Annotated in this window: 9 protein-coding genes; 8 read left to right on the top strand and 1 reads right to left on the bottom strand. The window is 42.3% G+C overall.

The annotated features are described in order from the left end of the window. Positions 1–335: 335 nt before the first annotated feature. From ACK8HY_RS11860 to ACK8HY_RS11825, 8 genes are all read left to right on the top strand, one after another. Positions 336–1,205 (top strand): AraC family transcriptional regulator, encoded by an 870-nt coding sequence (locus ACK8HY_RS11860; protein ID WP_416133744.1) that lies wholly within the window; start codon positions 336–338, stop codon positions 1,203–1,205. A gap of 487 nt (positions 1,206–1,692) precedes the next feature. Beyond that, complete coding sequence (locus tag ACK8HY_RS11855) at positions 1,693–4,710, top strand: SusC/RagA family TonB-linked outer membrane protein (protein ID WP_416133743.1); 3,018 nt, start codon at positions 1,693–1,695, stop codon at positions 4,708–4,710. A 43-nt stretch (positions 4,711–4,753) separates the two neighbouring features. Beyond that, complete coding sequence (locus ACK8HY_RS11850) at positions 4,754–6,376, top strand: RagB/SusD family nutrient uptake outer membrane protein (protein WP_416133742.1); 1,623 nt, start codon at positions 4,754–4,756, stop codon at positions 6,374–6,376. Positions 6,377–6,486: 110 nt separating this feature from the next. After that, the gene (locus ACK8HY_RS11845) at positions 6,487–6,939 is read left to right on the top strand and encodes a hypothetical protein (RefSeq protein WP_077437055.1); all 453 of its coding nucleotides are present in this window, start codon (positions 6,487–6,489) and stop codon (positions 6,937–6,939) included. A 129-nt stretch (positions 6,940–7,068) separates the two neighbouring features. Next, positions 7,069–8,889, top strand: a complete 1,821-nt coding sequence (locus ACK8HY_RS11840; protein WP_416133741.1) for an aryl-sulfate sulfotransferase — start codon at positions 7,069–7,071, stop codon at positions 8,887–8,889. A 29-nt stretch (positions 8,890–8,918) separates the two neighbouring features. After that, positions 8,919–10,130 (top strand): glycosidase, encoded by a 1,212-nt coding sequence (locus ACK8HY_RS11835; protein ID WP_416133740.1) that lies wholly within the window; start codon positions 8,919–8,921, stop codon positions 10,128–10,130. Positions 10,131–10,259: 129 nt separating this feature from the next. Next, positions 10,260–11,183 (top strand): endonuclease/exonuclease/phosphatase family protein, encoded by a 924-nt coding sequence (locus ACK8HY_RS11830; protein WP_416133739.1) that lies wholly within the window; start codon positions 10,260–10,262, stop codon positions 11,181–11,183. A 42-nt stretch (positions 11,184–11,225) separates the two neighbouring features. Then, positions 11,226–13,139 (top strand): sodium:solute symporter family protein, encoded by a 1,914-nt coding sequence (locus ACK8HY_RS11825; RefSeq protein WP_416133738.1) that lies wholly within the window; start codon positions 11,226–11,228, stop codon positions 13,137–13,139. 111 nt (positions 13,140–13,250) lie between these two features. Here the strand turns inward: ACK8HY_RS11825 and ACK8HY_RS11820 are convergent, their stop codons facing one another. Then, on the bottom strand, positions 13,251–13,766 hold the full coding sequence (locus tag ACK8HY_RS11820; protein WP_416133737.1) for a DUF2911 domain-containing protein: 516 nt from the start codon (positions 13,764–13,766) through the stop codon (positions 13,251–13,253). Between the last annotated feature and the right edge of the window lie 40 nt (positions 13,767–13,806).

The following is a 13,806-nucleotide window of genomic DNA, read 5'->3' as shown; positions in this document are numbered from 1 at the left end:
ATACTGTGAGTTCATGGGCACCTTAATACAAAATATGAATCCCGATAAATGGACACTTCCCGAAAAAACATGGGCTGCCTACAAGCAGCCTATTTTTTTGACTGATCGCTATTGGCAAAATAGAGTCCTGTCGGTATTTTTTGGCTCTTTAACTGGAGTATAATGCATTTATAATTGAGGGGTAGTAGGATGATCCGTATGGAGGGGCAGGGACAGCAGTGTAAATTAGACTATTGTTATTGTGTGGAAATGTGTATCGACAAGAAGGGGGATTGATTATGCGTATAATTTTAGTTAAGTTTGGGTAATTTACCAAAGGGAGAAAAAATCTGATTATGAGACCTGATATATTTCGCGAAAAGTCACCGTTGTCCTCTGATGATTGCTTTGTGGTCTTTGACAGACGGAAGTCTTCTTTCACTTTTCCCGTACATATCCATCCTGAATATGAGCTCAATTATGTCGAAGGAGCTTCCGGAGCACAGCGTATTATTGGTAATTCTATAGAAACGATCGGTGAGCAGGATCTGGTACTCATCGCAAGCCCGGAGCTTGAGCATGCCTGGAAAGATGGTGAATGCCAGTCCAATGATATTCATGAAATCACGATACAGTTTCATCCCTCCCTTATTGACCAATATCTGGATAAAAAGCAATTTGCCAGTATACAACAGCTTTTGTCAAAGGCATCGCGGGGCGTTGTATTCGGAAAAGATACGGTAGACCGTGTGCTCCCCTTGCTTCGCATATTGACATTGGAACGCGATGGGTTTTATTCGGTTATGAAGTTGCTTGTCCTGCTTTATGAACTGTCAAAAGGGGAAGATATCCGTGTATTATCTACGGCAACAAATTCCGTCTTGAGCAACAGTGAACTGCTTATGGGACGTCTACAGGAATATGTTGTAGCGAATATCAACAAAGAATTAAGTCTACCTATGGTGGCCGCGATTATGAACATGAGCAAATCGACCTTCTCCCGCTTCCTGAAATCGGCGACAACATTGAACTTTACGGATTACTTGCTTGATTTTCGGATCAATATGGCCGTCAGGCTGCTAAAGGAGGAGACCCCAATCGCTGATATCGTTGAACAATGCGGTTTTAATAGTATTTCCTATTTCTATCGTGTATTCAAGAAGAAGAAAGGGATAACACCAATTGAATACAGAAATAGTCTGCGGAAGCAGCAGATGATTATTTAGTGATCCAATTGCACCCTACCCCAATGCTCCGCCATTGTATATTCCTTTACACATAAGTAAGATAGTATTGGCCAAACAGCTATTGACCCATTTGATGGATGGGGATGTTGCGGTCTGACAAAAGAGTGCATGGAATTGCTTGAAACTGTGGAATAATTCAATAAATATGAATGCAGAGTTCAATGAATTGCTGTTGCTGTTTTTGTAAAGTGTTGTTTTTCAATTTGTTGTTGTTATCTCAGGATCGTCGCATATTTTCATTATTATCTTTTGTTTTTTAGATCGCGCAATCGTTTGCGTTTGTTCTGTTGAAGCTTATTTAGCCGAAATATGAAGTAAAAGTGCAATACAAATGACCTGATCTTGCTATTCTTGGCTTTTCCTTTTCTCTAATTTCGTCCTATAGACCAATAATAGTATACCCAATTAAGTATAGACATATTATATACAATCTATCTATTTATTGTAAACCTTAAATACACAAAATATGAGAAAAACAGCTTTACTGCTTTTACTTTCGGCTTATGGCACATTTGCTTGGGCGCAACAATCCCAAAAAGTAAGGGGAAAAGTCCTTGATGCAGATAATAAGCCAGTGGCAGGAGCCACCGTAAACATCAAAGGCGGTACCGGGGGAACAAAAACCGATGCGGATGGTTCGTTTACGCTTGATGTTGAGAAAGGAAAAACCTTAAAAATTACCTATGTAGGGATGAAGGAACAGGAGATCCTTGTCAATGATGCATCGACTTATAGTATTGTACTTCAATCAGGAACCGACTTGGATGAAGTTGTTGTTATCGGATATGGTACAGTGAAAAAAAGTGATTTGACAGGCGCTGTCGCTTCTGTTACAGGTAAAGATCTACAGTCTAATTTAGCGAAGAGTACAGCAGGTGCCTTGCAAGGCCGTGTGGCTGGGGTAAGTGTTTCAAATGCGGGTGGCTCTCCGGGCGCCGGAATGAACATTAATATACGGGGTATCGGTTCCATGGGAAGCACTAACCCATTGTATGTCATTGATGGCGTATTTGGTGATATTAATACGGTAGATCCCAACGATATTGCTTCGCTGGAAGTTTTGAAAGATGCTTCAGCTGCTGCGATATATGGATCTCGGGCGGCCAATGGTGTTGTTATTATTACGACAAAAGGTGGCAAGAGGGGGACAGCAGCAACCTTGAGTTTAAATGCGTATACAGGCGTGCAGAGTCTTCCCAAAAAAATGAGCTTAATGGATGGGCCACAATGGAAAAAATTTGTGGATGAAAAAGGCTATCTGCCTGCGCAGGCGAAAGACTTTAACGCAAATACCGATTGGCAGGATGAGGTTTTTCAGACTGCACCAGTGAATAAGGTCAATTTGGATATTGCCGGCGGGGGAGAGCGATCTACTTATAGTATTTCGGGAGGATATTTAAATCAAAAAGGTATTCTGAAAACAACGGGTTATGAATCTTTCAATGTACGCAGCAAAAATACATTTAACTTTTTCAATGATCATCTTCGTGTTGGAAATACCTTCTTAGTTAAATCGGGTGACCGCCAATATGCCAACTTAGTGATTACAGATATTTTGCGTCAAAATCCATTGTTACCGGTTTATGATGCGAATGTAGTTGGGGGATATTCCACATATGCTCCTTGGATGAAAAATCTGGATAATCCTGTCGGTAATTTAAATCTGTATACGAATCATGTCTATCAGACGGATATAATGCTCAATGGATATGCAGAAGCAGATCTTTTTGTTAAAGGGTTGAAATACCGATTAAACGTTGGTATTAATCGGACCACTGGAAGGAATTATAATAAAGCTGACAGACGTCCCGATGGTACTGCTGTCTTACAGTCATCATTGAATGAGAGTGCTTTCTTCAATAACCAGTGGTTGATTGAAAATACTTTGCACTATGATCGTACATTTGACAAGCATACACTATCTGTTTTGGCTGGATATTCAGCGCAGGAAAATTCGAACAGAGGGTTTGGCGCCAAGAGACTTGATATTCCAACTGGAACAGATGCAATTGATGCGGCATCGCCGGCAGAGCAATCGACTTCAGGAAGTTTGCAGGAAGCATCCATGATATCGCAATTTGGGCGTGTGATGTATACTTATGATAATCGTTATCTATTTACGGCAACAGTCCGTCGAGATGGATCTTCTAAGTTTGATAATGGACACCAATATGGCGTTTTTCCATCGGTAGCGTTAGGATGGAACGTAATGAATGAAGGTTTCTTTGAAAAGGCAAAAAATACAGTCAATGAATTTAAGATTCGTGCAACTTATGGCCGCCTGGGTAATCAGGAGATTGCTAACTACACAACGCAAAATGTTACACGATATGGAATCAACTATATCCAAGGTGGGGTATGGTGGCAAGGAGCAATCCCTGGGACAAGCTGGGTTTCGCCATCTAATCTAACTTGGGAAGAAACCGAGACGAGCAATGTCGGTATTGATCTGGCTTTTCTGCAAAGCAAGCTAAGAATCAGTGCAGATTATTATGTCCGAAATACGAAAAATATCCTTTTATCAATTAACCAACCTCCTTCTGCTGGAAAATCAGGATCACCGGTGATGAATGCTGGTACGATCAGTAACAAAGGATTTGAGTTTCTCGCGAGCTACCGTGACGCAATCGGGGAAGTAAATTATAATATCGGAATCAATGCTTCTGCCGTTAAAAATAAAATGAAAGCTATTACGGTTGGAAATAAACAAGAATTTGAAGGTTATAATCCACAAGGCGAAGGAGTAATCAGCTGGGCTAAAGTCGGCTACCCAATTGGAGGCTTCTGGTTGATCCAAACCGATGGATTGTTCCAGTCAGATGCTGAGGTACAGGCCTATAAATCGGAGAACGGCACAGTGATCCAACCTACCGCCAAAGCTGGAGATATTAAGTTTATCGACTACAATGGCGATGGAAAGATCGACAACAATGATCGTCAATACATGGGTAGTCCTTATCCTTCGTTAGCTTATGGTATTCGAGGTGGTCTGGATTATAAAGGTGTTGATTTTGCTTTCTTCTTTGATGGCATGTATGGTAATAAGATCTATAATTATACACGTGCAAGGATAGAGAGCACAAGTGAGGTGCATAACTACTCGACCAGTCTTTTGAATTCGTGGAGCCCAACGAATACGAATACCGATATTCCACGGTATACGCGTGAGGATCCCAATGGCAACGTTCGTAGGGTAAGCGACCGTTGGTTGGAAAGTGGAGCTTTCTTCCGTTTGAAAACGATAGAACTGGGGTATACGCTGCCAAATGCTTGGTTAGACAAGGTGACTTTAAAAAATGCGCGTATTTATCTAGCAGCAGATAATCTGTTTACCGTAACGAAATACAAAGGATATAGTCCTGATTTGGGCCCGAGCAACAATGATAATGGTGTCGGTCAAACTGGGGTAATGACGGCAGGTACAGATCATGGTCGGTACCCGCTGGCACGAACAATAATGTTTGGTTTACAGGCTAATTTCTAATGGATTGCCAGAAGTTTTACGATTAAAATTTAAAATGACAAAAATGAAGATTTCAATTAAAAAATATACAGCGGCCGCTGCGCTTCTTTTATTAATGGGAAGCTGTAGTAAAGATTTTCTCAATCATATTAATCCCAATAAGCCAGTAGCGGAGATTTTTTGGTCGAATGAAAGCGAAGTACAGGCGGCTATGGCGACAGTTTATTCCCCTATCCGAGGACAGATGGAAGGATATTATGGGGCCTATACAGGGTGGCAGACGATGAATCGTGCGGATGATGTTTGGTTTCTGGCAGGGGAGGAAAGGTTTACTTGGGAATACGCTACATTTCTAAATTCTCCAGGAACTGGAGGAAGCGATTTCGGAAGTTTGTACAATGGAATTAACCGAGCCAATGTGCTTTTGTATAATATTGGTAAAGTTGCGATGGATGAAACAAAGAGAAAGCAATTGATTTCAGAGGCTACTTTCTTGCGTGGTGTTTATTACTTTTTGCTTGCCTCCAATTATGGGGATGTACCGCTATTACTGGTTCCGGCAGATGTTGACCCTGAAAACAAGCCATCAAGCCCTGAGGCTGACGTATGGAAGCAAGTGATTCTAGATTTTAAGGCTGCCAAGGAAAACTTGCCGGTGACCCGTCCCGCTGCAGAAGCAGGTCGAGTAACGAAGGGGGCAGCGATTGCCTTTTTAGGAAAGGCATTGGTTTATACCAAACAATATGGAGAAGCCGAAACCGAGTTGAAAGCGCTATTAACTGCTCCATATAACTATGATCTAGTTGAAAATTTTGAAGATAATTTCAAAGATAACACAAAGCTCAATAAGGAGTCAGTTTGGGAGTTGGTATACGACGGTAAATATGGTTCAGATGGTATCTGGGGATCAGAAAACCCGAATAGTCGTCAGGGCTTTATTATCCCCAATTTTGCAGGACCTGCTGGCACGGGAGCCTGGTTTAAATTGGTACCTGGTATTTCTGTCGTTCGTGATTTTATAGCAGAAGAGCGCCCGAAAGGATCAGACACACGCTTTGATAAGCGGATGTACACCAGTTTCTACTGGAAATATTCGGATTATGAAACTGGTCTTACGGATGGAGCCTGGTTCGGAAATCTTTCTTTTGATAAGTTGTGGTCGGAATCCATGGCAAAGATTTCAGCAAATCCCGGCTTGGTATATCCGAAAATTGATAATAAGGAAGGACGTTTCCTGATTAAGAAATATACCAATTTCTTTAGAAATGTATCTGGGGGTAACAGCATGTATGATGCTGCAAATACAAACAATAACTTTCGTTTGCTGCGTTTTGCTGAGGTATTGTTGTTGCATGCAGAGGCCTGTGCTCGAAATGGAAATACTGCTGGAGCTGCCGCTAGTTTAAAACGCGTTCGCGATCGCGCAGGTTTGGCAAATAAAACTTGGGCCAATGCAGATGAATTGATGAAAGAGGTAATCAGGCAAAATGAATTGGAATTTTTCTTTGAGGGGCATCGGTTTTTCGATCTAAAACGTTGGTATGCCTATGCCGATATGAAAAAGATCTTTGTAGATAACAAAAAACAGGGTGCCGCAGAGTTTCAACCAAAACATTATTATTTGCCTTTGCCAGAGAGCGAGATAAATACCAACACAAAAATTCAGCAGCATCCGTTGTGGAGATAAATCAGGAATAGCTTACAGCTTTGTTTATGGTTACAAGCTGTAAGCTATCCAATTTACTTGGTGAGAAATTTTAATGATAAACTCAATTATAATTTTAAAAATAGTAAATTATGAATTTTTTAAAATCAATTCCACTTTTAATTTGTGCAGCAGTTAGCTCTGCCTATGCAAACTCTACTTCCGATAAGGACAAAAATGTGCAACCAGGTAAACAAACTGTTGAAAAGAACTTGGCCACTCAAGGCACCGTTAAAATTGTTGCTGGTGCGACGCTTCGCCTGAACAATAATACCGCGTACACCTTAACAGCAGGTGTGCAGTTGTGGCGCGGTAATGATGTCATTAATTTGAGTTTTCCTTCCGCACCCTGGTCTAATATTTTATACGAAAATATTCCGGAGGGCACCTATAGTATTTCAGTTTATGGGGCGGGCATGTTTGAATATGAATATTGGATTCCTCAATTGGGGGAAAAGAGAACAGGCAATTCAGATTTTTATGGTATTCAATTTTCAGCTGACAAGCCGCTGGGTATTTTTTGCAGTATAAAAAGCGGTAATTAAACAATTTTATTCCTCAAACAGCAGTAAATGATAGTACAGTACTGCACACATAAACCTAAATTTTTATCCAGTAGCAGAATTCCTGCTACTGGAATATTAGAAAAAGCGCCATTTTAACAAAATAAATGTATGATAGCAACGAGAAAAATAGGAAGTACTTTTGCAGATTTGTTCTTATATGGAGCAACCTTTCTGTTGCTGTTTGTTTCTTGTAAGAAAGATCGAGAAACGCCAGTAGAATTACCTGCCAAACAATCCTTGAATGCAAAGGTAGAGGGGGGCGAATTGCTGCTAGAAGTCACAAAGAAAACGGATGAGTATATCTTCAATTTTGAAAAAGGAAGTGTAAATGTCCCACTGCAGAACATTTCAAAAATAGACGCTGAACTAGCCCGCTGGCGAACTGAACTTACATTTAGTGATGGTTCCAAATTGGCAATTCCAACGAAAGGTACATCGCTTGATTATATCGTTGAGAACATTAAAATCAATCCTTCGGGATACAATCCCTTGGCGGCATCAGTGGATGTCGGATTACCAACATATGGTCGTGTGAAGGTAATAGTGCACGGCAAACACGGTAAACAAGGTACGATCAGCCATCTCTGTACAAGCGAAACGCAACGTCAGCGTATTCCCATATTGGGTTTGTATGCCGATTATAATAACGTTGTCGATCTGATTTTTACCGATCGGGAGGGCAATGAAAGAGGGAAAACGACCATACATATCCAGACTGAAGCATTGAATGTACAGGACTTTCCGAGGTGGAAAATAGTAAAAGCCCAAGCCGGTAAAATGGAACCCGGCGTCAATCTGGTGCATTATCCCGGAAGAAGCGAAGCGGATGTTTCTCTTCCTTATATGGTTGATCAAGAAGGGGAATTGCGCTGGCTTCTATTGGTTAAATCATCTCCCGAATTGCAGCGGCTCTCTTATTCCATTGGTCTTAAACGTACAAAAAGTGGCACTTTTATCGCCGGCGACCAGGCACAGCAAAGGGTAGTAGAAATTGATATGTTCGGTAATCTGAAGCGCGAATGGGATCTCGCTAAACTGGGATTCGGATTTCACCATGAAATTACAGAGGCTGCCAACGGCAATTTTTTAATAACAGTCACAAAAACAGCGGCGCGACTGTTGAACGGTGAGCCGCGGGTCAATGACTTTATCATTGAACTGAATCCCCAAACAGGGACCTTGGTCAATGAGTGGGATCTGGCTAAACAGCTGGATACTGCCCGTTACGTAAAACCTGATGGTATTACACCGCCTGCATTTTCTCAGACAGCAAATAACTGGGCACACAACAACTCCATTGCCGAAATAGGTGATGACTTATTAGCTACATTACGTTATCAAGGGATTATACGTTTTAACCGCGCTGGCCAACCCCAATGGATGATTTCACCGCATAAATTCTGGGGTGCCAATTACCAATCGTTGTTGTTGAAACCTATTGCCGAAGATGGTACAGTTATTACCGATCCTGCTGTCATCAATGGTGATGCGAGCAGCGCAGGATTTGATTGGCCTTGGGGACCTCATACGCCAGTAGCGCTTTCCGAAGATCGTATATTAGTCTTTGATAATGGCTACAACCGAAGTTGGATTCCCAATTTTGGATCCGGTGCAAACAATTATAGCCGAGTTGTAGAATATAAAATTGATAGGACCAAAAAAACAGTCCAACAGCTTTGGTCATATGGAAAAGAAAGGGGAGGAAGTGCATTTTCTCAGGCTTTATCAGGGGTTCAATACCTGTCGCAAACGGGCAATGTGCTATTTTTCCCTGGTATGGGTGTGAAAACGAGCATAGGGACCGGAGGCCGTTTGATGGAAATTGATCCAAAAACAAAAGAAGTGCTGTTTGAACTTGAAATAGCAACTAGTAGCGGCACTGCTTTTCACCGGGTGACACGTATGCCACTTTATCCAGCGAATCTATAATAAACTATTTTTTGAACTTACGTAATTTTATGTCCGAATCCTTTAAATGCCAGCAAGCTTACATTATTGAAACACAGCGTTTATTAATCGAAAAAACAAATGTTGGATTATCCAGTGCCGGTAAAATCGTTACGCGTTATTTTAATCCTGTCGTCACCAAAGAACATATTCCGCTGACCTGGCGCTACGATTTCAACCCTTTGACAAATCCTCATTTTTTGGAGCGGATTGCCTTCAATTCGACGATGAATGCCGGAGCTTTGTATTGGAAAGGAAAGTATCTGCTATTCGTTCGTGTGGAGGGGGTAGACCGAAAATCTTTTTTTGCAATTGCCGAAAGTGACAATGGTATTGACCATTTTCGTTTTTGGGATCATCCTGTCTTACTTCCAGATTCGGAAGCTGATGAAACCAATGTCTACGATCTTCGGCTTACAGCGCATGAAGATGGTTGGATTTATGGGATTTTCTGCAGTGAACGTCGTGCCTCAGATGCTGCTCCGGGAGATCTCTCCAGTGCGGTTGCTTCCGCGGGGATCATCCGGTCAAAGGATCTAATACAATGGGAGCGCCTGCCTAATTTAGAAGCTAGCAGCCAACAACGGAATGTGGTACTGCACCCTGAGTTTGTGCAGGGCAAATATGCATTTTATACACGCCCACAGGACGATTTTATTTTGGCAAAAAGTGGCGGCGGTATCGGATGGGCCCTAGTGGAGGATATTACTAAAGCTGTTATCCGGGAGGAAAAGATTATTAATAAACGTTTTTATCATACAATCAAGGAACTTAAAAATGGGGAGGGACCGGCACCACTAAAGACGGAAAAAGGTTGGTTGCACCTTGCACATGGTGTCAGGGGGACTGCAGCGGGTTTACGCTATGTGTTATATCTTTATCTCACGAGCCTAGCGGATCCAAGTGAATTAATCGCGGAACCTGCGGGCTATCTCATGGCTCCGGAAGGAGAGGAAAGGGTGGGCGATGTATCCAATGTGCTTTTTTCCAATGGCTGGATCATGGATCCGGATGGAACGGTGTACATTTATTATGCTTCTAGCGATACGCGCACACATGTTGCTGTTTCTTCTGTGGCGAAGTTGCTGGATTATTGCCTGAATACACCGGCAGACGGACTCCGTTCAGCAGAATCACTGCGTAAAGTGATTAATCTAATTGATGATAATATGCGGTATACAAATAATAAAAATCGGGGGGAGGTCGGTCGGCTTTCACGATAGCACTCGATCAACAAGAAATACAAAGTGTACCCGAGTTACAATAAATGATCGTAAATTGTATGCCTAAAATAGTGTGCTTAGCACGCGTTATGCAAAGGCGCGATGAAATATATGATAACAAAATGTGCAATGAAAAAAAACAATGCTATGTTAAAGAATGTTTGTGCTAAAATTCTCGCTTTGATCAGTCTTTTCAGCTTGGCGTTTTCGGTGCGGGCTCAAGAATCGGGTACCTTAAAAATTATCTCCTATAATATCTGGAATGGTTTTGAGAAGCAGCAGGACCGTAAAGACAAATTTAGTGATTGGATTCGAAAAGAGCAACCTGATATTGTTGCATTGCAGGAACTGGTCGATTTTAAGCAAACAGATCTCGTACAATTGGCCAAAACATATGGCCATCCCCATACGGTTTTATTAAAAGAGAAAGGTTACCCCGTCGGTATCTCCTCGCGTTATCCAATTACGCTGATCAAAGCGCAGGTGGATAGCTTCTGGCATGGCATGCTACACGTAAAGATCAAAAACTTAGATCTTATTGTGACCCATTTAAGCCCCTTTTCCTGGAAATATCGACTGGGAGAGGCAAGACAAATTGTAGAATATATAAAGACTAACCGTTTGGACAACTGTATCATTATGGGAGACCTGAACGCTTATTCTCCGTTGGATGCCAGCTGGTTGGAGCCGAAGTCTGCATTGAAGGCGAATCTAAGAAAATGGGATCAGGAGCATCCACAATATGGCAATATGAACGGTAGTAGATTTGATTATCGTGTATTGTCAACTTTTATGGCTGCAGGTTTTGATGATTGTATCGGACGCGCTGTGTTTCCTGAGTCCAAACGGGCTAGCTTCCCTACAGCCACGCTCTATAATTGGAAATGGGGAGACGCCCGACTGCCTGCTGTTTCCGAACGTTTGGATTATATTTTGTTATCTGAAGTTTTAGCCCCGCATGTGCAACAGGTAGAAGCTCATAATGGCGCAGCACTTGAAGGGATATCCGATCATTACCCGGTGTCGGTCGTAATTGATCAATTGGAGAAATAGAAATATAATTGTAGATTGCGGATGACCACGAAAAGAATATTCATGGAAATTTCCGTAATAGATATAGTTATCATCGTTAGTTATTTAATAGCGATGATTGTAATCGGTTTGATCCTCAAAAAACGAGCCGCCAAGAATCTCGATTCCTATTTTTTAGGCGGGAAGACCCTGCCTTATTATATGCTCGGTATTTCTGATGCGTCAGGTATGTTCGACATTTCGGGGACCATGTGGATGGTCTATCTTGCTTTTGTATATGGCTTAAAAAGTATGTGGATTCCCTGGTTATGGCCTGTTTTCAATCAGATCTTTTTGATGGTCTATTTATCTGTCTGGCTTCGACGTTCCAATGTTCTGACCGGAGCAGCGTGGATCCGTACGCGTTTTGGTCATGGTCGGGGTGCAGACGGGGCGTACACCATTGTGATTCTATACGCTATTGTTGCGGTACTCGGGTTTTTATGTTATGGTTTTATTGGGATAGGGAAATTCATGGAGGTTTTTTTTCCATGGGAGCAGGTATCCCGCTTTATTCCCTTGACGATTGACCCAGCAATGGCGCCACAATTGTACGGCATTTTCTTTACCGCAATCACGACTTTTTACGTCATGCTTGGGGGAATGCATAGTATTGTCTGGGCGGATATAGTCAAGTTTGGCATTATGATTATTTCGGGGATTGCCATTGCTGTGATTGCCATGCAGCAGGTTAGTCCCGAGCTATTGGCGGCTAATACGCCAGAAGGTTGGGATTCGCCCTTCTTTGGTTGGCAATTGGATCTGGACTGGAGTACTTTACTTCCTTCCATCATGGACCGGATCGCCAATGATCAGTATAATCTTTTTACCGTATTTGTCATGATGATGCTGTTTAAGGGTATATTTATGAGCATGGCAGGACCGGCGGCCAACTATGATATGCAGAAGATATTGGCCTGTAGATCTCCGAGGGAGGCGGCTTTGATGAGTGGTTCGGTGTCGGTGATCCTACTTATCCCGCGTTATCTGATGATCATGGGTTTCACAGTGCTAGCTCTTGTGTTTTTTAGGGATGAATTTGCGCAGATGGGCAATCAGATGGATTTTGAGATCATCTTGCCCAAAGCAATCAGCCGCTTCGGCAAAGTTGGGCTGACTGGATTATTGTTGGCAGGTCTATTGGCGGCATTTATGTCTTCTTTTGCATCAACGGTGAATGCTGCACAGGCCTATCTAGTAAACGATGTGCTGTTGAAGTTTATGTACCGGTCTGCCTCTCCCAAAAAGCAGATCCGTCTAAGTTATATTGTATCGATTGCAGTGGTCGTCTGCAGCACGGTTATAGGTTTGTATGTGCAGAATATAAATTCGGTTTTGCAATGGATTGTCTCCGCTCTTTATGGTGGTTATATCGCAGCAAATGTATTGAAATGGCATTGGTGGCGTTTTAACGGTGCCGGATTTTTCTGGGGAATGTTGACAGGGATATTTGGAGCAATCCTATTACCGCAAATTTTTCCGGATACACTGCCGCTGTATTTCTTTCCTGTTTTGTTTGCCTTATCCCTATTGGGCTGCTTTGCTGGTACATGGCTGTCCCAGCCTACCGAAGAGGACGTGTTAGTCGATTTTTATGTGCGTGTACGTCCTTGGGGATTCTGGAGGCCTATTCATCAAAAAGCGCTCGCAAAATATCCTGATCTCAAGAAGAATAATCATTTCAAACGGGATATGGTGAATGTAGCGGTGGGTATCGTATGGCAATGTTGTCTAACCTTGGTGCCGATGTATATTGTGATCAAACAAGGGCAGGGTTTACTTACAACAATCCTTGTATTGGGTATTACGACGCTAATCCTAAAAAAGAACTGGTACGAAAAAATGAACCGTGATGAGGAGGAGTATAACGCGTTTATGGTAAAGTACGGCTTGAATAAAACAGATAAGACCGTTACTGAAAAGACGATTATTGACTAAGCATACGAATTGCTTTTTGACCATATAAAAGCTTTCCGATCCTATAACAATAGGCTACCCGTCGTACTTTGACCGGTAGCCTATTGTTATAAAACGGACTTATGGGATCCGCTAGTTGCTTGCCTTGACTTTAAAAGGGACGGCATATTCTCCCCATTCCAGTGAAATATTCCCATCTGCGGTCGCGTTTATCTTGAACTGTTCCTGCATATTGCTGCTGGTACTATTGCTAACAGAAACGCGCAGAGCATCGTCTTTAGCATCATATTTTGTACCCCATTGGTTCCACACTTTGCTGAACATCAAGGTTGTCTCATGCTCTCCGGGGATGCTGTAAAGACCGTATTTCCCTGCTGCTAGCTTTTTACCCTCTACGAGTACATCTTTGTTGAACTCGATCGTGGTGGCTTCATTGGCGCCCGTACGCCAGACTTTTCCAATAGAGGCGATATCTACGCCGAGCCTGCGGCCCTTTAGCGAAGGACTGCTATAGTTGATGTCGATTGTCACACCGTCGGTGGTCGTTACTTTCGTATTGGCCGGAGGGCTTGGACGTTTACTTTTGTCTTCCTGTGCGAAGGTAAGCTGGCCTATTAAGGTCAGAATCGTTAAAATTAGTACTCTCATTTTTCTTGTAGTATTGATTAAACACTTAAATATAAGATTT

The sequence above is a fragment of the Sphingobacterium sp. NGMCC 1.201703 genome, from assembly GCF_047784615.1.
In the GTDB taxonomy this organism is placed as follows: domain Bacteria; phylum Bacteroidota; class Bacteroidia; order Sphingobacteriales; family Sphingobacteriaceae; genus Sphingobacterium.
The sequence above is the reverse complement of the archived record's forward strand: the minus strand, read 5'-3'. Positions and strand labels throughout refer to the sequence as shown.